Genomic DNA, 18,943 nt, shown 5'->3' with positions numbered 1-18,943 from the left:
GAAATCAGGCCAACGAGCACCCAGACCTCCCCCGCACCCCGATCCGAAGCCAAAACACGGCCGGCGGTGCCGGGTCAAGGCATCTTTCCCGCCTTGACGCGGTACCGCCGGCCGTAGTCACAATCAGGGCTTCGGGGTGCCGGGCTAGTCCTTTGACCGCTCCGAAGGTGCCGAATTACCCCTTGAGCAGCGCCCGAGCCATGACAACCTTCTGGATCTGGTTGGTCCCCTCGTAGATCTGCGTGATCTTCGCGTCCCGCATCATCCGCTCCACCGGGAAGTCCCGCGTGTACCCAGCCCCACCGAAGAGCTGGACCGCGTCCGTGGTCACCTCCATCGCGATGTCGGACGCATAAGCCTTCGCAGCCGAAGCCATGAACCCGGCCCGCTTGTCCCCACGCTCGGAAGCCGCCGCCGAGGCGTACACCAGGTGGCGGGCCGCCTCGATCTTGGTGCCCATGTCGGCCAGCATGAACTGGACGCCCTGGAACTCCGCGATCGACTTGCCGAACTGCTTGCGGTCCTTCACGTACGCGATGGCCGCGTCGAGCGCGCCCTGGGCGATGCCCAGTGCCTGCGCGCCGATCGTCGGGCGGGTGTGGTCGAGCGTCCGCAGCGCCGTCTTCAAGCCCGTGCCCGGCTCGCCGATGATGCGGTCCTCGGGGATCGTGCAGTTCTCGAAGTAGATCTCGCGCGTCGGGGAGCCCTTGATGCCGAGCTTCTTCTCCTTCGGGCCCACCGAGAAGCCCGGGTCGTCCTTGTGCACGACGAACGCCGAGATGCCGTTGGCCTTCTTCTCCGCGTCCGGGTCGGTCACGGCCATCACCGTGTACCAGGACGACTCGCCCGCGTTCGTGATCCACGCCTTGGTGCCGTTGAGCACCCAGTGGTCACCGTCGAGCCGGGCGCGCGTGCGCATCGATGCCGTGTCCGAACCCGCTTCGCGCTCCGAGAGCGCGTACGACGCCGAAGCCTCACCCGACGCGATCGAGGGCAGCACCAGCTTCTTCACGCTTTCCGAAGCCGACAGGATGATCGGCTGCGTGCCGAGCTTGTTCACCGCCGGGATCAGCGACGCCGACGCGTCGACCCGCGCGACCTCCTCGATCACGATGCAGGCACCCACGGCGTCCGCGCCCTGGCCGTCGTACTCCTCGCCGATGTGGACGGCGTTGAACCCGGACTTGACCAGCGCGTTGTACGCCTCGATCGGGTAGCGCTCGTTTTCGTCGACCTCGGCCGCGTACGGCGCGATCTCCTTCTCGGCCAGGGCCCGGACCGCGGCCCGCAGCTCCTCGTGCTCCTCGGCAAGCTGGTACAGGCCGTCGGTCACTTCCGGTCACCTTCTCTACGACGTCGGGAGGGTTTCATCGATGTTAGCGCTCGTTCACTGCACGCGTCCGCACTCGTCCTTGTGTCGTTGACCGCACAACTCGTACCGTCGGGTGATGCCGCTCACCGCGCCGACGACGCCGCCCGGTTTGCCCGCCTCCCTCGACTACCCCGAAGCCCCGGTCGGTTCCCTCATCGCCGCGGGCGCCGCCCGCTGGGGTGACCGGACCGCCTTCGCCCACGACGGCCGCAGCCTCACCTTCGCCGAGACCTACCGCGCGGCCTGCCGCTTCGCCCACGCGCTGCGGGAGCGGGGCGTGGGCCGCGGCGACGTCGTGGCGCTGCACCTGCCGAACTGCCTGGCCTTCCCGGTCGCCTACTACGGCACCGTGCTGGCCGGGGCGACGTTCAGCCCGGCCAACCCGCTGCTCCCGCCGGACGACCTCGCCTTCCAGCTCGCCGACTGCGAGGCCGCGGCCGTCGTGACGTACGGGCCGGTCGCCGGGGTGCTCGCGAGCGTCGCCGACCGGATCCCGGCCCGGCTGACCGTCGTCGTGAACCCCACCGCCGACCTGCCCGAGGGCGCCGTCGAGTTCGAGGCGTTCCAGGCCGGCCACCCGGAGACGCGCCCCGAAGCCGACGTAGCGATCCACGACGACCTCGCGCACCTGGCCTACACCGGTGGCACCACCGGCCGGTCGAAGGGCGTGCGGCTCTCCCACCGCAACGTCGTGGTCAACACCTTGCAGCACGCATGCTGGGGCAGCGGTTCGGTGCCGGCACTCGACGCCCACGGCGACGTCACCCTCGACCAGGTCGGCAGCGAGGACGAGTGGCCGACGCGCCTGGGCACCGGCGTCGCGATCAACCTGACGCCGTGGTTCCACGCGATGGGCATCATCGGCGGGCTGAACGCGGCGGTGATCGCCGGCACGACGATCGTCCTGCACTCCCGCTTCGACCCGGCGGCGTACGTCACCGACGCCGAACGGCTGCGCATCACCGGCATCGGCGGCGCGCCCGCACTGTTCGCCGCGCTGCTCGCGACGCCGTCGTTCCACACCGCGGACCTGTCTTCGGTGAAGTCGATCGGCTCCGGCGCGGCGCCGATGAACCACGCGATGATCAACGCGCTGCGCGAGCGGTTCCCGGGCGTGGTCGTCGCCGAGGGGTACGGCCTCACCGAAGCGACCATGGGCGCGGTCATCTCCCCGACCTACCGCTCGGGCACGCGCAAGGTCGGCTCGGTCGGCGTGCCGATCTTCGACACCGAGGTCAAGGTCGTCCCGGCCGAAGGCGGCGAAGACCCGCTCCCGGCGGGCGAGAAGGGCGAGGTCTGCCTGCGCGGGCCGCAAATCATGCTCGGCTACCGCAACCGCCCGGAGGAGACGGCGGCCGCCCTGGTCGACGGCTGGCTCCACACCGGCGACGTCGGCATCCTCGACGCGGACGGCTATCTGTCCATCGTGGACCGCAAGAAGGACATGCTGCTGTACAAGGGGTACAACGTCTTCCCGCGCGAGCTGGAGGAGCTGCTGATCACGATGCCCGGCGTCGCGGCGGCGGCCGTGGTGGGCCGGCCCGACACCGAGGTCGGCGAACTGCCGGTGGCGTTCGTGGTGCCCCGCGGTTCCCTGGACGCCGACGAGCTGATGGCCGCGGTCAACGAGAAAGTGACGCCCTACAAGCGGTTGCGCGAGATCCATGTGGTCGAGCAGATCCCGGTGTCCGCCGCCGGCAAGGTGCTCAAGCGGGAGCTACGGCAGCAGCTGATCGGCGAGCTGCCCGGCTAGGCGGTCGCCGGACAGGAGCGTGCCGGCCTGCTTGACGTGCTTGAGCAGCGGCGAGACCTCCATGCTCTGCAGCCCGGGCAGCGAGCCGATCCGGTCCGAGGTGAACTCGAACAGCTCGTCGAGGTCCCGGCAGTGCGCGACGGCGTGGACGTTGTACGACCCGGAAACCGCCGCGGCGAAGGCGATTTCCGGCATCTGCGCGAGCGTGCGCCCGACATCCTTGACCGCCGAGGGGTGCACGCGCAGCCAGAGGTTCGCCCGGGCGTGGTAGCCGAGCGCCTCGGCCGCGATCTCGACATCGATGTGGACGACGCGCAGCCGGATCAGCGTCTCCAGGCGACGTGCGGCACGGCCGGGCGTGAGGTCCGCCGCCGCGGCGAGGTCGACCAGGGCGGCGCGGCCGTCCGCGGCGAGGACGTCGAGCAGCTTCTCGTCCTCGGCGGTCAGGCGCACGGGTTCGCGGGCCACGACCGGCGCTTCCGTGAACGGCGACTCGTCGGTCCCGAGCAGTGCTTCCTGCTCGGGAGCCAGCGTGCCCCGCAGCGCGGCCCAGTAGTGCCCGCGGCCGCCGACGAACTGGCGAAGCATCGCGGACGCGTGGATGTCGAGGACGGCCGCGGTCCGCGGCAGCTGCTGACCGAGCAGGTCGTCGCGCTGTCGCCGGGTCCGCGACCGCACCGCGAACCCGATCTCGGAACCCCCGGCGCAGAGCCCCACCCAGCTGACGTCGTCGCGCTTCGCGAGGGCGTCGGCGATCGCCGCGACGCTCCCGGGACGGCACCGCAGCCGCACCAGCCACTTGCTCTGGCCCAGCGCTCCCGGGTCGACGATGCCGGCGACGCGCAGGACGCCCTCGGCGCGAAGCCGCCGATAGCGACGGCCGACCGCGTTCTCGGTGACGCCGAGTGCGGCCGCGATCGAGGCGAACGAGGCCCGCGGAGCGATCTGGAGCGCGCGGATGAGACGCACATCGTCGGGCTGCACACTGACGGATTCGGCCATCGACGCTCCTGTCATCGAGGCAATCCTACAAATCCACCGTCCGGACGGGTGTGGTCGACGCTCGGGTGGACAGACTCGGAGGGCACTCGACCGAAGGGAACGACCATGGAGACCGCCCTCATCGTCGGGGCGTCGCGCGGACTCGGTCACGCGATCGCCACCGAGCTCGCCGCCCGCGGGTGGCACGTGATCGGCACCGTCCGCGACCCGGCCGCCCGGACACCCCTGCACGACCTGGCGGAGGCGTCGGACGGGTGCGTCGAGGTCGAGCACCTCGACATCACCGAGCCCGATCAGCTGCCGCCCCTGCGCGAACGGCTCGCCGGCCGCCGGCTCGACGTCCTCTTCGTCAACGCCGGCACGACGAACAACCCGGCGACTCCGATCGGCGAAGTGCCGACCGCCGACTTCGTCGACGTCATGGTCACCAACGCGCTCAGCCCGATGCGCGTCATCGAAGCGCTCCAGGACCTCGTGCCCACCGACGGGCTCATCGGCGCGATGTCCTCCGGGCAGGGCAGCATCACGAACAACACGGCCGGCTCACGCGAGGTCTACCGCGGCAGCAAGGCGGCGCTGAACATGTTCATGCGCAGCTTCGCGGCCCGGCAGGCCGAGACCGGGCGGGCGCTGGCCCTCGTGGCCCCCGGCTGGATCCGCACGGCCCTGGGCGGCCCGGACGCGCCGTTCACCATGGAGGAAACCGTCCCGAAGGTGGTCGACGTCCTGCTCGCGAAGCGGGGCCGGCCCGGCCTCGAGTTCCTGGACCGCGAGGGCAAGACCGTGCCGTGGTGACGGCTAGTGGCCGGTCTTCGCCCGCAGGGCCGCGTCCTTGTCCAGGACCAGCTTCTCCAGGTCCTGCTGGAACTTCGCCATCTTCGAGCGCAGGCCCTCGTCCGACGCCGCCAGGATGCGGACCGCCAGCAGGCCCGCGTTGCGCGCGCCGCCCACCGAGACCGTCGCCACGGGGACGCCCGCCGGCATCTGGACGATCGACAGCAGCGAGTCCAGGCCGTCCAGGTACTTCAGCGGGACCGGGACGCCGATCACCGGCAGCACCGTCGCCGAGGCGACCATGCCCGGCAGGTGGGCCGCGCCGCCCGCGCCCGCGATGATCACGCGGATGCCGCGGGCCACCGCCGACGTCGCGTAGTCCAGCATGCGCTGCGGGGTGCGGTGCGCCGAGTAGACGCCGACCTCGTACTCGACGCCGAACTCGTCCAGCGCCGCACCGGCCGCCTCCAGGGTCGGCCAGTCCGAGTCGCTGCCCATGATCACGCCCACCTGCGGCGCCATACCTGATCTCCTAGTGGATTTCGTAGCCGTCGAGCCAGACGGCGTGGGACAGCCAGTGCGCCGACAGCAGCGCGCGGTCGCGCAGGTCGTCCATGCGCTCGCCGGTGAAGTTGACGTGCCCGAGCTTGCGCCCCGGCCGCTCCTGCTTGCCGTACAGGTGCACCCGCGCCTCGGGGTACCGCGCGAACAGGTGGTGCAGCCGCTCGTCCGGCCCCATCTCGGGCAGCTCCGGCGCGCCCAGCACGTTCGCCATCACGCACGCCGGCGCGATCAGGTCCGTCCGGCCCAGCGGGTAGTCGAGCACCGCCCGCAGGTGCTGCTCGAACTGCGACGTGCGCGCGCCGTCCATGGTCCAGTGCCCGGAGTTGTGCGGGCGCATGGCCAGCTCGTTGACCAGCAGCCCGGTGTCGGTCTCGAACAGCTCGACCGCGAGCAGCCCGGTGACGTCCAGCGTCGACGCGACCCGCAGCGCCAGGTCCTGCGCCTCGTGCACGCGCTCCGGCGCGAGCCCGGGCGCCGGGGCCAGCACCTCGGTGTTGATCCCGCCGGTCTGCACCGTCTCGACCACCGGGTACGCCGCCCCCTGGCCGAAGGGCGAGCGGGCGACGAGCGCGGCCAGCTCCCGCCGCATCGCCACCTTCTCCTCGACCAGCAGCGCCGTGCCCGCTTCGAGCAGCTCCGGCACGGTCTCGCGGGCGTGCCGCGCGGTGTCCAGCATCCAGACGCCGCGGCCGTCGTACCCGCCGGTCGACGCCTTGAGCACGACCGGCCAGCCGTGCTCGCCGCCGAACTTCACCACGTCGTCCACAGTGGACACCTCGGCGAAGGCCGGGCCCGGCACGCCGAGGCCCGCCATCATCTCGCGCATCACCAGCTTGTTCTGCGCGAAGCCCAGCGCCGCCGGCGCCGGCCGGATGAGGTAGCCCTCCATCGCCAGCGTCAGCAGGTGCTCGCCCGGCACGTGCTCGTGATCGAACGTGAGCACGTCGACCGACGCCGCGAACTTCCGCAGCGCGTCGAGGTCGGTGTGGTGCCCCAGCGAGACGTCGCCCGCGACGAGCCCTGCGGCTTCGTTTTCCCCCGCCGCGAGCACGCGCAGGGACTGGCCGAGGGAGATCGCCGCCTGGTGGGTCATCCGGGCCAGCTGACCGCCGCCCACCATGCCCACGACGGGCAGACCGGTGTGTTTGTCCATAGCGGCATCAGCCTAAACGGTCACGACCTGCGGTGACCGCCGGACCAGACGTAGCTCACGCGCCGCGAGCCCGAGGATCCCGGCCGCCGCCGCGAGCACGTACACGTTGCCGAGGACCGACCAGCCCAGGCCCCAGCCGAACTCCGTGTCGCCGCCGTTGGGCACGAGCATCACGATCTGCGACACGAACAGCAGTGCGACCGCCGCCGCGGCCCACCACCGCGCCTTCACCACCAGCAACGTCAGCAAGGGCACGCACCAGACCCAGTGGTGCGACCACGACACCGGCGACAGCAGCAGCCCGTAGAACGCCGTCACGAGCAACGCCGCCGCGTTCTCGCCGCGCCGGTGCAGCCGCACGACCAGCCACACCGCGGGCACGGCGAGCACCGCCGCCACCCCGGCCGCCACCGCCAGCGACCAGGGCGCCAGGTGGGTGGCTCGGTTGACCAGCCCGTTGAGTGACTGGTTGAAGATCCAGTGCACCGACCCGACCCGGCTCGGGTCGGTCGCCGAATCCCGCCAGAACCGCGCCGCGTCGACCGGGATGACCGCGAACATCACCGCTTCGAGCGCCACGAACGTGCCCAGGGCCCGCAGCCCGTCCTTCCACCGGCCCGTGAAGAACAGGTGCGGCACGAAGATCAGCGGGGTCAGCTTGATCGCCGCGGCAACGCCGATCAGCACGCCCGCCCACCGCGACCCGCGCAGAGAGAGCACCAGGACGTCCAGCACCACGAACGCCATCAGTATCAAGTTGATCTGGCCCAGGAACAGCGTCTTCCACACCGGTTCCAGCGCCAGAGCGATGGCCGTTCCCGCCGGCAGCGCCCACCGGCTTCTTCCCAGAAGCGATGCGCGCCCCGGCGACGACGAAACCACCGTGATCACGACCATAAGGGCGACCACCGACAAAAACGCGATCACGCCCCACACCAGGCCCGACGGCACGAGCGCGAGCGGCAGGAACAGCGGCGCGGCGGCCGGCGTGTAGGTGAACGGCAGCCGCACCCAGTCGGGCAGCGCGGTCAGCACGTCCCGCGTGTAGAGCGGGTCGCCGTGCAGCAGGGTCAGTGCTCCGGCGCGGTAGACGGCGCTGTCCGCGCCCAGGTGCCACCCGGCCAGCCAGCCGACGATGCCGAAGCCGAGGACGAGAAGCGCGATCCCCCCGGCGAAGAACCAGCCGGTGCGCGCCTCAGACGCCGGTCGCGACGTCGACATGCTCGTCCGGCGCCGAGGCCTTCTTCCTGGCCCGCCGCTGCAGGCCCCAGCGCAGGATCAGCGCCGCGGCCAGCACGACCGGCATCAGGATGTAGGCGTCGCCCAGGATGTTCTGCCACACCTTCCAGTGCAGCTCGACGTTGCGGCCGTTCGGCAGGATCAGCAGCACGCAGCTGACGAACACGAACGCCACCAGGCCGGTCCCGACCCAGCGCTTCCACGCCGTCTTCGGAGTCGTCTTCGGCAGCCGCGACACCAGCAGCACGATCAGCGGGATCACCCACACCCAGTGGTGGGTCCACGAGATCGGCGAGATCAGCAACGTCCAGAACGCGGTGACGAGCACCGCCGCCAGTGCCTGGCCCTTGCGGTGGAAGCGCATCAGCAGCCACAGCGCCGGGATCGCGAGCAGGAGCCCGATGCCCATCGCCGCCTTCGACGCCCACGGCGCGAGGTCGGTGGCCCGGTTCATCAGGGCGTTCAGCGACTGGTTGCCCGCCCAGTGCACCGGCCCGATCCGGCCGGTGTCCGGCAGCGTCACGGTCCAGTACTTGGCCGCGTCGTGCGAGTTGATCAGGAACATCAGCCCCTGCAGCACGACGAACGTGGCGAAGCCGCGGATCGCGTCCATCCGCCGGCCGGTGACGAACAGGTGCCCGAGGAAGACCAGCGGGGTCAGCTTGATCGCCGCCGCGACGCCGACCAGCACGCCGCCCCAGCGGCTCCCCCGCGTGCCGATGACCAGCATGTCCAGCAGGATCATGGCCATCAGGATCAGGTTGATCTGGCCGAGGAAGATCGTCCGCCACACCGGCTCGAGGGCGAGGAAGACCAGGAAGAACACGATGGTCGAGCGGGCGGGCGAGGCCCACCAGCGCGGCCCGTCGGCGGCCGGGCGGGGCAGCGCGCCGATCGCGATGCGGATCGACAGCGCCATCGCCGCCAGCGAGACGGCGGTGATCAGGCCCCAGGAAATCTGTGTCGGGAACGCGGCGAGCGGCACGAAGATCAGCGCGGCCGTCGGCGGGTAGGTGAACGGCAGCAGCGCCCACCACGGCTCGGGGGCCAGCGTGTTCGCGTCGTAGAGGGAGTCGCCGTGCAGCAGCGTGAGCGCCCCGGCCCGGTAGACCGCGCTGTCGACGCCGAGCACCCAGTCGTGCTGCCAGCCCCAGATGCCGTACCCGATCGCGAAGAGCGGGATGACCATGAGGATCAGGATCGACCGTGGGCGGACGGACAGGCGCGCGAGTGACTTCCGCAGGGCCAGGCGGTGCTGCGAGCCGGCCGCGACTGCGCCGTCGACGTCGGTGATTACGGTCGGGGTCACCGCACCAGGAAATCATGACCCGCCGGATCCGGGTCAGAAGGGTCCGCGCGGACCCGGACTTTTCTCGTGTTTCACGCCCGGGCGAGCTGGGCCAGCAGGTCGCACGCCATTTCGTGGGTGGCGGGCAGGCGCACCGCGGACACCCGCGGCCGGCCGGCGTCCGCCAGCTGTGAATCCACGGAAAGCCGCTCGTGGAGCGCTCTTCGCAGCGCGACGCCGTGTGAAGCGACCCGCTCGTCCTTCGGGACCAGCGCGGCGACGACGGACGTCCCCAGCGAGGCGACGCTCTGCCCGCTGTCGAACACCGCCCGCAACGCGTCCGCGACCAGGATCATCCCGGTCAGCCGCGGGAACCCGGTGACCGTGCTGAGGTCGAGCGACACGACCAGCAGCACGTGGTCCTCGGCGGCCGGCCGCTCGCGCGCGGCGGCGGCCCGGTAGACCTCGTAGAGCCGGGTGCGCAGGTAGGCGGCCGACGGCAGGCCGGTCAGCGGGTCGGTGACCTCGGTGTGCACGAGCTGGTCGGTGGCGACGTCGGCCCAGGCCAGCGCGGTGGTCCGGAGCAGCCGCGCCGGCGTGGCGTCGACGTCCGGCGAGACGAACCCGTCGCCGCTGTGGTCGAGCACCGCGTGCAGCGCGGCCAGGTCGGCGAGGGTTTCCGCGAGCCCTGCGCCGGCCGCCGCCCGCGCCCGGGCCAGCCCGGCCAGCGCGGTTTCGGCGGCTTCGGCGCTCCCCTTGGCCATCACGGCCGCGCAGACGGCGTCGACCTCGGGCAGCGCCCAGTCGCTCGGGAACCGCCAGCCGGCGGCCAGGCTGGCCGTGCGCCAGCGGGCACGCAGCGTGCGCAGGGCGCGGTCGGCGAGCGGAGCGTCACCGGGACCGGAGCGCGTAGCCGGAACGTCCACAGGCCACCTGCCCCTTTCGTCCGGTCCGTGTCGATCTTGCTCGGTGCTTCACGGTGAGGACGTGTCCCGGCGGACGCCGTGACGCGTACTCGCGAGTTTTGTTAAGAAGCTTTTCCACGGCGCGACCCGGAGGTGGGTGATTTCGCTCCGCCGACGGAGTCAACACCCCCACCACGACGTGACGGCCCGGGGAGGGTCAGTCACACTTGTCTCGCGCCGCGGACCCACCTGTAATGGCAGGTCCTGGCCCTAGCCGACCGAGGAGTGCCGTGTCCACCGTTCCCGCCGATCTCAGCGGAAAGAGTGACGCCGAGCTGATCGCCGAGGTCCGCGCCGGGAAGATCGAGTCTTATGGGCCGCTGTACGAGCGCCACACCGGCGCGGCGCACAACCTCGCTCGTCAGCTGGCCCGGTCGAGCTCGGAAGCCGACGACCTGGTGTCCGAGGCGTTCGCCAAGGTGCTGGACACGCTGCGTGGCGGGAAGGGGCCGGACACAGCCTTCCGGGCGTACCTGCTGACCGCGCTGCGTCACACGGCGTACGACCGCACGCGCAAGGAACGCCGGGTCGACCTCAACGAGGACATGACCGACGTCTCCGCCGAGGCGCTGACCGTGCCGTTCTCCGACACCGCCGTCGCCGGGCTCGAGCGGACGATGGCCGCCAAGGCGTTCGCCCGGCTGCCCGAACGCTGGCAGGCGGTGCTCTGGCACACCGAGATCGAGCAGCAGAGCCCGGCCGAGGTCGCGCCGCTGCTGGGACTGACCGCGAACGGCGTCTCCGCGCTCGCCTACCGTGCCCGCGAGGGGCTGCGGCAGGCGTACCTGCAGGTCCACCTGCAGGAGAACGACGAGGAACGCTGCCGCGCCTGCGCCGAGCGGCTCGGCGCGTGGACCCGCGACGGGCTGTCCAAGCGCGAACGCGCCCAGGTCGAGAACCACCTCGACGAGTGCGAGAACTGCCGGGCGCTGGCGGCGGAGCTCGCCGACGTCAACGGCGGGCTGCGCGCGATCATCGCCCCGATCGTCCTGGGCGGTGCGGCGCTCGGCTACCTCGCCACGATCGGCGCGGCCAAGGCGAGCGCGGCCACCGCGGCGGCGGCCGGTGCGGCCGCCGCCGGTGCCGCCGCGGCCGGGGGCAAGGCGGGTGCGGCCGCGGGAGCCGCCGCCGCGGGACCCCGCCAGTTCGCCGGGGTCGCCGCCTCGGGCACGGCGGTCGTCGCGGCCGTCGTCATCGCGCTCACCGCCGGCGGCGGAGCGCAGGAGATCCCGGTCGCGGCCCAGGTGCCCCCGCCGGTGGTCCAGCCGGTCAACCCACCGGCGCCGAAGCCCCCGCCACCGGCCCCGCCCGCCCCCGCGCAGCCGCCGGCACCCCCCGCGCCTCCAGCACCTCCCGCGCCCCCCGCGGCGCCGCCCGTCGAGCCCGCGCCGCCGCCGGTCGAGCCACCCGCGCCGCCCCCGGCGCCACCCGCCCCGGCACCGGCGTCGATGTCCGCGACCACCCCGCCGGCCGGCGTCGAGCTCAGCCCCGGCGCCGCGACGAACCTGCCCGTCACCGTGCGCAACGACGGCGGGAGCCTGTCCGAGCCCGTCGCCGTCGCGCTGAACCTGCCGCCCGGCGTGCGCGCGATCGACGCGGCCGGTGGCGGCGCGCCGATGGCGTTCGCGCAGGACGGCGCCCCGATTTCGGTGAACTGCCCGGGCGGCGAGGGCACCGTCGTCTGCAAGACCGGCGCGGGCCTGCAGCCCGGTCAGAGCGCGACGCTGAACTTCCGGCTCCAGGCCGACGAAGACGCCCAGGGCGGCACGGTCACCGGATCCGTCACCGCCGGTGTGCAGATCAAGGTCGCGGTGAGCGTCAAGGTCACGGTGAAGCAGCCGCAGGAAGCGGTGGTCCTGGAGGCGCAGGGCGACGGGCTTTCGGCGTTCCCGTGGACCCGCAACCCGCTGGTCTACGTGCGAGTCCGCAACACCGGCGAGACGACCAAGCCGGTCACGGTCACCTTCGACCACCCGCTGTGGCAGTGGTGGAGCCTGCGCGGCTTCCCGTGCGCGCCTTCCGGCGAGGGCGCGACCTGCACGACGAAGACCGCACTGGCGCCCGGCCAGCACGTCAACCTGTGGGTGCGGCTGAAGGGCCGTCCCGACGACGGGCGCGTCACGATCACCGCCCGGCTCGGCAAGGCCTCGGCGGGGCCGGTGACCGTGGACTTCGGCTGCTACCACCACTGGTGCGGCCAGGATCCGCTGCCGACGACGACCCCGCCCACACCGTCGACCACGCCCACCAAGCCCACGAAGCCGACTCCGTCGAAGCCGTCGTCCACCCCGCCGGCGTCGACGACGGAAACCCAGCCGACGACCGAGCCGCCGACGTCGACGACCACGACGAGCGCGCCGCCGCGCCCGACCGGCAAGCCCGGCAACCAGCCGCCGACCGTCACCCCCGAGAAGGGATTCGGCTGGCTGACCGGGTAGCGTCCGCGCGGTGCGCGAGCTGCTGAAGAAGCATCGCGAGCTCCTCCGCTTCGCCGTCGTCGGCGGGATCAGCTTCGTGATCACGATGTCCGTCAACTACGGCTTGAAGTTCACCGTGCTGCGGACCCACCCGGTGACGGCGCTGATCGTCGGCGTCCTCGTCGCGACGATCTTCTCCTACGTCGCCAACCGCGAGTGGTCGTTCCGCACCCGCGGCGGCCGGGAACGGTCGCACGAGGCCGCGTTGTTCTTCCTGATCAGCGGCATCGCGCTGGGCCTGAACGCGCTGCCGCAGTGGTTCTCGCGGTACGTGCTGGACCTGCAGGCACCGCACCTGACGGCGTTCGGCGTCGAGGTGGCCGACTTCGTCAGCGGGATCGTCATCGGCACCCTGCTCGGCACGGTGTTCCGGTGGTGGGCGTTCAAGAAGTGGGTCTTCCCGGAAGAGGACGCGCGCGGGGTGGTCGTGGTCGCGGAAGATCCGGACATTCAGGACCGCAAGGCCGCCTGACCACGAGTAAACGCCGTGTGCTTCTAGACTGCACGGTGTGACCGTTGTGGAAACCGTGCTCAAGCGCACGCCCGAACCACTGCGTTCGGTGCTGATCAAGCACCGGGAGCTGCTGAAGTTCGCGATCGTGGGCGGCACGACGTTCTTCGTCGACAACGGCGTCTGGTACCTCCTCAAGCTGTCCGTGCTCGAGTCGAAGCCGACGACCGCCAAGGCGATCGCGATCATCGTCGCGACCATCGTGTCCTACATCCTCAACCGCGAGTGGTCGTTCCGCACCCGCGGCGGCCGCGAACGGGCGCACGAAGCCACGTTGTTCTTCGTGATCAGCGGTGTCGCGGTCGTGGTGAACCTGATTCCGCTGTACGTCTCGCGTTACGTGCTCGACCTGGAGGTCCCCCACGTGACGCGGCTGGTGCAGGAGGTCGCGGACTTCGCGAGCGGGTCGATCATCGGCATGCTGCTGGCGATGTTCTTCCGCTTCTGGGGCTTCAAGAAGTGGGTCTTCCCGGACGAGCTGGGCGAGCGCCGGCGCGACAACGGTGACGTGACCCGGCTGCACTGACCGTCCCCGGCCCCGATCACGCGAGTCACGAGCCCCATCACGCCGGTTCCTTTCCTGATCACGTGATCCAGCGGGCATCACGCGTGTTTGGCGGGGCATTTCGCGTGATCAGGAAGGCATCAGCCCTGGCACCGCTCGAAACTAATTGTCTTTGGACATGTAGTTGTCTACAGTCATGGTCGTCAGTGTTCCTTCGTGAGGACGCCGTCCGGGTTCGGCCGGGCGAGCGGGACGATTCGAGGTGGTTTCCGAGCGCGAAGAGGTCGCACCCGTTCGCGGGTGACGATGGAGCCTTTTCCCGACTCGACGGGACGCGTGCCCCTGGCCGCGTCCGCATCTCTCGTCCCTTCTGACGAAACAAGGACTTCTCTTGAGCACCACCGCGCTGAAACGCGCTCAAAATCCGGCCCTCGCGGGCCTGTTCCTGTCCGTCTTCCTCGCGATGCTCGACGCCCAGGTCGTCGCCACCGCGCTCCCCCGGATCGCCGCCGAGTTCGGCGGGACCGGGTCCTACGCCTGGGTCACCACCGCCTACCTGCTCGCCGGGAGCGTCACCGCTCCCCTGTACGGCAAGCTCGGCGACGTCTTCGGCCGCAAACGCGTGCTCCTGGGCGCGCTCGCTCTGTTCTTGCTCGGTTCACTCGCCTGTGGCCTGGCGCCGTCGGCCACCGCGCTCATCATCGGCCGGGTTCTGCAGGGCGCCGGCTCCGGTGGCCTCTTCGTCTCCGTCGGCGCTTCGCTCGGCGAGATGTTCACGCCTCGCGAAGGCGCGAAGTACTTCGGGTGGTTCTCGATCTGCTTCGCCGTCGCGTCGCTCGCCGGCCCGGTCGTCGGCGGCGTGCTCACCGGGGTCGCCGGGTGGCGGTCGATCTTCCTGGTCAACCTGCCGCTCGGACTCGTCGCCGTCACTCTCCTCAAGAGCCTCGACCTGCCGAGACGACGACGTGAAGCGCCCTTCGACTTCGCCGGCGTCGTCCTGCTGGGCGGGGCGATCACCGGGTTCACCCTGCTCACGCCGTGGTCGATCGGCCTCGGGGCGGTGGCGGCCGTCGCGTTCGTCTTCACCGAGCGAAAAGCCGAAGCGCCCGTGCTGCCCCTACGTCTCTTCAAGGACCGCACGTTCACCGCGTCCGTGGTGCTCAGCGTGCTCGCCGGCTTCGCGTTCCTCGGCTCGATCAACTACATCGCGGTCCTCCTGCAGGCCGACGCCGGCCCGGCGGAAGGCGGGCTGCGGCTGGTGCCGATGACGCTCGCCGTCTCGCTTTCCTCGGTCGTCGCGAGCAGGATCATCGCCCGCACCGGCGCCTACCGCTGGGCGCCGCGGCTGAGCATGGCCCTCGGCCTGCTCGCCGTGCTCGGCCTGACCACGCTCGACGCACTGCCCCTGGTGCTGGCCTGCCTGGTCGTCTTCGGCCTCGCGGCCGGGCTGAACCTGCAGGTGCTCGCCATGGCGACGCAGAACACCGCACCACCGGCGGATCGCGGCGCCGTCGCCGCCGGCGTCAACCTCGCCCGCGCGCTCGGCTCGAGCCTCGGCCCGGTCGCACTCGGCTTCGCCTACCAAGCCGGCACGCACGGCGTCTTCCTCGCCCTGCTGCCGGTGCTCGCGCTCGCCCTCCTCACGGCGTTCGCGCTCCCGCACGCCCCTCTCAAGACCGGAGAATCCCGATGATCTTCGTCCTCGGCGCCACCGGCAAGATCGGCCGCGCCCTCGTCCCCGCCCTGCTCGACGCCGGCGCCGCCGTCCGCGCCCTGACCCGCGACCCGGCCAAGGCCCGCATCGACTCGCGCGCCGAAGTCGTGGGGGCCGACCTGGACACCGCGGACCTGCCCGCGCTCCTCGACGGCGCGGACCGCGTGTTCGTGCTGACGCAGGGGCACAGCGCCGGCCGCGAACAGGCGGTCGCGCAAGCCGCCGCACGGGCCGGTGTCACCCACCTCGTCAAGCTGTCCACCACCGGTGTCCACTTCGGACAGACGGATCCGATCACCCGCGCCCACGCCGAAGCCGAGCAGGCGGTCCGCGAAGCCGGGCCGGCGTGGACGATCCTGCGGCCCGGCGCGTTCATGGACAACCGGTTCGCCTGGCGCGAAACCATCCGCGACGAGAACGCCGTCTACGTCCCCGAAGGCGATCCGGCGTCCGCGCTGATCCACGTCCGGGACATCGCCGCGGTCGCGACGCTCGCCCTCACGACGTCCGGGCACGAAGGCGCCACCTACGAGCTCACCGGCGGTGCGGCCCTGACGACCGGACAGCAGGTCGCGATCCTCGCCGACGTCCTCGGCCGTCCGGTGAAGTACGTCGAAGAGCCGCAGAGCGCCGCGCGCGACCGCATGATGCGGAAGTACGGCTGGCCCGCCGAAGCCGTCGACGGGTTCTTCGCCCTGAAGCGGGAGTCCGCCGAGCACGAACACGTCGTCTTCGACACCGTCGAGCGCGTGCTCGGCCGGCCGCCGCGCACGTTCGCCGATTGGGCACGTGAGAATGCGGCCGCGTTCCCCTACCATTACCGGGGGTGACGGGGGAGGTGACCGGATGGGCAAGAGCCTGCGGGTCCTCGTCGTGGACGATCACCCGCTGTTCCGCTTCGGCGTGTGCACGCTGCTGGACGCCGAACCCGGGATCGAAATCGTCGGCGAAGCCGCCAGTGGCACCGCCGCGATCGACGCCGCGGGCGCCTTGCTCCCCGACGTCGTGGTCATGGACCTGCACCTGCCCGACCTGTCCGGGATCCAGGCGACCCGGCACATCGCGGCCGTGAGCCCGGACAGCGGCGTGCTGATGCTGACGATGGCCGACGAAAGCGAGTCGGTCTTCGCGGCGATGCGCGCCGGTGCCCGCGGCTACCTGCTCAAGGACGCCGAGCCGGACGAGATCATCCGCGCGGTGCAGGCGGTCGCGCGGCGGGAAGCCATCTTCGGCCCGGACATCGCGAACCGCGTGCTCGGCTTCTTCAGCCAGCCACCGCCCGCGAGCGAGCCGGTGTTCCCGGAGCTGACCGTGCGCGAGCGCGAGGTCCTGTCCCTCATCGCGGCCGGGCACAGCAACGGCGTCATCGCGAACACCCTGTGCCTGAGCCCGAAGACCGTGCGTAACCACATTTCGAACGTCTTCAGCAAGCTGCACGTCGCGGATCGCGCCGAAGCGATCGTCCGCGCCCGGGACGCGGGCCTCGGCCGGTCCTGACGGGCAGCCCGTCCGGGCAACATCGGGACGCCGGTCCCATGCGCCCGGGACACCCGGACGGGCACTCTGGTCAGGTGAGGGGTGGAACTCTCGCACCGTTCGAGGGGAATGGGTGACGATGTTCGAATCCGACAGGACGCCGGTGGTGGTCCGCGCCACCGACCCGATCCTGCACAACGGCGTCTGCGTGGCGCTGCGTTCGCGGGACGAGGTCCGCGTGGTGGACGGCGAGGCGGGTGATCCGGCCGTGGTCGCGCTGCTGGTCGCCGACCGGCTCGACGAGACCATGACGCAGCTGCTGTCCGCGCTGCGTCACCAGGGCTTCACCCGCATCGTGCTGGTCGCGGGGGAAGTCGACGACAACGAGATCCTCAACGCCGTCGAGCACGGGGTCTGCGCGGTCGCCCGCCGCGCCGACGCCGGGCCGGAGGTGCTCGTCCGGCTGATCAAGGCGGCCGCGGCCGGTGAGGGCGCGCTGCCGCCCGACCTGCTCGGCCGGCTGCTGAACCGGGTTTCCCGCCTGCAGCGTCAGGTGCTCGAGCCGCGTGGCCTGCACCTGGGCGGGATGAGCGACCGGGAGACGGAGGTGCTCCGGCTCGTCGCGGCGGGGTATTCGACGCAGGAGATCGCCGACCAGCTGTGTTATTCGCAGCGGACGGTGAAGAGCATCCTGCACGACGTGACCAACCGGTTCCAGCTGCGCAACCGTTCGCACGCGGTGGCCTACGCGCTGCGTGAAGGGTTGATCTGAGCACCAGGGTGGGAGGGCGTGCCCTCCCACCCTGGCACCACCGAAAGCGCTTCCCAGCATAAATTGCTTTAGCCGCAACGAGATCCGGCAGCGCTAACGCGGGACGCGCTCGGCGGGCCAGCGCACTTCGGGGACGTCGCTCGGCCGCGGCACCTTCAGGAAGAGGCTGAATACCGCCGGGCGCCGGTTCGACAGCTCCAGGCGTCCGCCGTCGGCCTCCACGAGCGCCCGGGCCAGCGCCAGCCCGACACCCGTCGAGCCGCCGCCGGAGAATCCGCGCTCGAAGATGTGCGGGGCCAGTTCGTCCGGCACGCCCGAGCCCGTGTCGCTGACCTCGATCACCACCGTGCCGTCGGCGTCGCCGCGACGCGCGGCCACCGTGACCGTGCCCGAGCCGTGGCGCAGGGCGTTGTCCAGCAGCACCCCGACCACCTCGCGCAGCCGGCCCGGTGTCGCGCGCGCCATCAGGCCGTCGGCCACGCGCATCCGCAGGTTGCGCCCTTCCGAGCGAAGCAGCTCGCGCCACTCCTGCGCCATCTCCGGCAGCTGCGTCGGCAGGTCCACCGGTTCCGCGCCGACCTCGCGGGCCGCCCGCGCCGCCGCCAGCAGCTCGTCGAGCGCCTCGGCGAGCCGGTCGGCCTGTTCCTGGGCCGCCTTCGACTCGTCGGCCACCTCTTCGTCCGGGTGCACGGTGAGCGGTTCCAGCCGCAGCTGCAACGCCGTCAGCCGGCTGCGCAGCTGGTGCGAGACGTCGCCGACGAGCTGGCGTTCCCGCTGCACGAGCTGGGCGAGCGCGGTGCCGGACGCGTCGAGCGCCTCGGCGACCATGTCGAGCTCGCCGACGCCGTAGCGGCTCGGGTCGGGCCGGAAGTCCCCGCCGCCGAGCCGGGACGCGCGTTCGGCGACGTGCCGCAGGGGCTTCGCCAGCCGCCTCGCCGTCGCGATCGCCACCACCGCGCCGGTGCCGATCGACAGCAGCACGAGCAGCACGACGACCAGCGTCACCGTCGTCTGCCGTTCGTGCATCGGGCCGGCCGGGACGGCGATCGCGACCTTGCCGTCGCGCGCCAGGTCGGCCGTCTCGGTGACGGTGTCGGGACCCGGGTCGTTGCCGTAGCGCTTTTCCTGCTGGTTGGGGACCTGCACGGTGAGCAGCCCGTTCGCCGGGACGGCCGCGCGCACCTGGTCGAGGTCGATCGCCTGGCCGTTGGCGATCTCGGTGTCGAGGATCGCCGCCGCCGCGCGGGCGTTCTCGGCGAGCGTCTCGCGGTAGCTCGACTCGATCTGCCAGCTCGCCACGATGCCCAGCGGGATGCCGAGGACCGCCGCGGTGACGGCGACGGCCAGCAGGATGGCCAGCAGGATGCGGCGGCGCACG

17 protein-coding genes are annotated in these 18,943 nt (G+C 71.6%); 9 read left to right on the top strand and 8 right to left on the bottom strand.

The window, feature by feature from the left end; genetic code table 11:
* Positions 1-175: 175 nt before the first annotated feature.
* On the bottom strand, positions 176-1,333 hold the full coding sequence (locus ACZ4TR_RS40635) for an acyl-CoA dehydrogenase family protein (protein WP_364529002.1): 1,158 nt from the start codon (positions 1,331-1,333) through the stop codon (positions 176-178).
* 115 nt (positions 1,334-1,448) lie between these two features.
* On the opposite strand from ACZ4TR_RS40635, the gene ACZ4TR_RS40630 reads away from it, so the two are divergent.
* Positions 1,449-3,125, top strand: coding sequence for a class I adenylate-forming enzyme family protein (locus ACZ4TR_RS40630; RefSeq protein WP_465293463.1), 1,677 nt, complete (start codon positions 1,449-1,451; stop codon positions 3,123-3,125).
* On the opposite strand, the gene ACZ4TR_RS40625 is transcribed toward ACZ4TR_RS40630, so the two are convergent.
* On the bottom strand, positions 3,090-4,127 hold the full coding sequence (locus ACZ4TR_RS40625; RefSeq protein WP_465293462.1) for an Lrp/AsnC family transcriptional regulator: 1,038 nt from the start codon (positions 4,125-4,127) through the stop codon (positions 3,090-3,092). The two genes, ACZ4TR_RS40630 and ACZ4TR_RS40625, sit on opposite strands and share 36 nt — an antisense overlap.
* 105 nt (positions 4,128-4,232) lie before the next feature.
* On the opposite strand from ACZ4TR_RS40625, the gene ACZ4TR_RS40620 reads away from it, so the two are divergent.
* Positions 4,233-4,922, top strand: coding sequence for an SDR family NAD(P)-dependent oxidoreductase (locus tag ACZ4TR_RS40620; RefSeq protein WP_465293461.1), 690 nt, complete (start codon positions 4,233-4,235; stop codon positions 4,920-4,922).
* A 3-nt stretch (positions 4,923-4,925) separates the two neighbouring features.
* Here ACZ4TR_RS40620 and purE read toward each other — a convergent pair whose 3' ends face one another.
* The 5 genes from purE to ACZ4TR_RS40595 form a co-directional block, all read right to left on the bottom strand.
* Positions 4,926-5,423 carry a 5-(carboxyamino)imidazole ribonucleotide mutase gene (gene purE / locus ACZ4TR_RS40615; RefSeq protein WP_465293460.1) on the bottom strand — a complete coding sequence of 166 codons (498 nt, stop codon included), beginning with the start codon at positions 5,421-5,423 and terminating at the stop codon, positions 4,926-4,928.
* Between the two features lie 10 nt (positions 5,424-5,433).
* Positions 5,434-6,618: a 5-(carboxyamino)imidazole ribonucleotide synthase gene (locus tag ACZ4TR_RS40610; protein WP_465293459.1), complete on the bottom strand. Its 1,185-nt coding sequence runs from the start codon at positions 6,616-6,618 to the stop codon at positions 5,434-5,436.
* A 12-nt stretch (positions 6,619-6,630) separates the two neighbouring features.
* Entirely contained in the window at positions 6,631-7,839 is a 1,209-nt protein-coding gene (locus ACZ4TR_RS40605; protein WP_465293458.1) for a glycosyltransferase 87 family protein, read from the bottom strand.
* Positions 7,814-9,166, bottom strand: a complete 1,353-nt coding sequence (locus ACZ4TR_RS40600) for a glycosyltransferase 87 family protein (protein WP_364528981.1) — start codon at positions 9,164-9,166, stop codon at positions 7,814-7,816. Before ACZ4TR_RS40600 ends, ACZ4TR_RS40605 begins: the two co-directional genes overlap by 26 nt.
* Before the next feature lie 71 nt (positions 9,167-9,237).
* Complete coding sequence (locus ACZ4TR_RS40595) at positions 9,238-10,071, bottom strand: GGDEF domain-containing protein (RefSeq protein ID WP_465293457.1); 834 nt, start codon at positions 10,069-10,071, stop codon at positions 9,238-9,240.
* Between the two features lie 269 nt (positions 10,072-10,340).
* Here ACZ4TR_RS40595 and ACZ4TR_RS40590 point away from each other — a divergent pair, with 269 nt between their 5' ends.
* From ACZ4TR_RS40590 to ACZ4TR_RS40560, 7 genes are all read left to right on the top strand, one after another.
* Positions 10,341-12,548 (top strand): sigma-70 family RNA polymerase sigma factor, encoded by a 2,208-nt coding sequence (locus ACZ4TR_RS40590; RefSeq protein WP_465293456.1) that lies wholly within the window; start codon positions 10,341-10,343, stop codon positions 12,546-12,548.
* Between the two features lie 10 nt (positions 12,549-12,558).
* On the top strand, positions 12,559-13,059 hold the full coding sequence (locus ACZ4TR_RS40585; protein WP_465293455.1) for a GtrA family protein: 501 nt from the start codon (positions 12,559-12,561) through the stop codon (positions 13,057-13,059).
* A 37-nt stretch (positions 13,060-13,096) separates the two neighbouring features.
* Positions 13,097-13,624: a GtrA family protein gene (locus ACZ4TR_RS40580; RefSeq protein WP_465293454.1), complete on the top strand. Its 528-nt coding sequence runs from the start codon at positions 13,097-13,099 to the stop codon at positions 13,622-13,624.
* A gap of 370 nt (positions 13,625-13,994) precedes the next feature.
* Positions 13,995-15,296, top strand: coding sequence for an MFS transporter (locus ACZ4TR_RS40575; RefSeq protein WP_465293453.1), 1,302 nt, complete (start codon positions 13,995-13,997; stop codon positions 15,294-15,296).
* Positions 15,293-16,147: an NAD(P)H-binding protein gene (locus ACZ4TR_RS40570; RefSeq protein WP_465293452.1), complete on the top strand. Its 855-nt coding sequence runs from the start codon at positions 15,293-15,295 to the stop codon at positions 16,145-16,147. The genes ACZ4TR_RS40575 and ACZ4TR_RS40570 overlap by 4 nt, the downstream gene beginning before the upstream one ends.
* A gap of 16 nt (positions 16,148-16,163) precedes the next feature.
* Positions 16,164-16,814 carry a response regulator gene (locus ACZ4TR_RS40565; RefSeq protein WP_465293451.1) on the top strand — a complete coding sequence of 217 codons (651 nt, stop codon included), beginning with the start codon at positions 16,164-16,166 and terminating at the stop codon, positions 16,812-16,814.
* 118 nt (positions 16,815-16,932) lie between these two features.
* A complete protein-coding gene (locus ACZ4TR_RS40560) occupies positions 16,933-17,565 on the top strand; it encodes a response regulator transcription factor (RefSeq protein WP_465293667.1) in 633 nt (210 codons plus the stop codon).
* A 93-nt stretch (positions 17,566-17,658) separates the two neighbouring features.
* Here ACZ4TR_RS40560 and ACZ4TR_RS40555 read toward each other — a convergent pair whose 3' ends face one another.
* Entirely contained in the window at positions 17,659-18,942 is a 1,284-nt protein-coding gene (locus ACZ4TR_RS40555) for an ATP-binding protein (RefSeq protein WP_465293450.1), read from the bottom strand.
* Between the last annotated feature and the right edge of the window lies 1 nt (position 18,943).

Source organism: Amycolatopsis sp. NPDC028719 (genome assembly GCF_055565395.1).
The sequence above is the reverse complement of the archived record's forward strand: the minus strand, read 5'-3'. Positions and strand labels throughout refer to the sequence as shown.

Coding starts and splice junctions, on each gene's coding strand:
- ACZ4TR_RS40630 (WP_465293463.1), top strand. CDS start 1,449: ATGCCGCTCACCGCGCCGACGACGCCGCCCGGTTTGCCCGCCTCCCTC.
- ACZ4TR_RS40625 (WP_465293462.1), bottom strand. CDS start 4,127: ATGGCCGAATCCGTCAGTGTGCAGCCCGACGATGTGCGTCTCATCCGC.
- ACZ4TR_RS40620 (WP_465293461.1), top strand. CDS start 4,233: ATGGAGACCGCCCTCATCGTCGGGGCGTCGCGCGGACTCGGTCACGCG.
- purE (WP_465293460.1), bottom strand. CDS start 5,423: ATGGCGCCGCAGGTGGGCGTGATCATGGGCAGCGACTCGGACTGGCCG.
- ACZ4TR_RS40610 (WP_465293459.1), bottom strand. CDS start 6,618: ATGGACAAACACACCGGTCTGCCCGTCGTGGGCATGGTGGGCGGCGGT.
- ACZ4TR_RS40605 (WP_465293458.1), bottom strand. CDS start 7,839: ATGTCGACGTCGCGACCGGCGTCTGAGGCGCGCACCGGCTGGTTCTTC.
- ACZ4TR_RS40570 (WP_465293452.1), top strand. CDS start 15,293: ATGATCTTCGTCCTCGGCGCCACCGGCAAGATCGGCCGCGCCCTCGTC.
- ACZ4TR_RS40565 (WP_465293451.1), top strand. CDS start 16,164: ATGGGCAAGAGCCTGCGGGTCCTCGTCGTGGACGATCACCCGCTGTTC.
- ACZ4TR_RS40560 (WP_465293667.1), top strand. CDS start 16,933: ATGTTCGAATCCGACAGGACGCCGGTGGTGGTCCGCGCCACCGACCCG.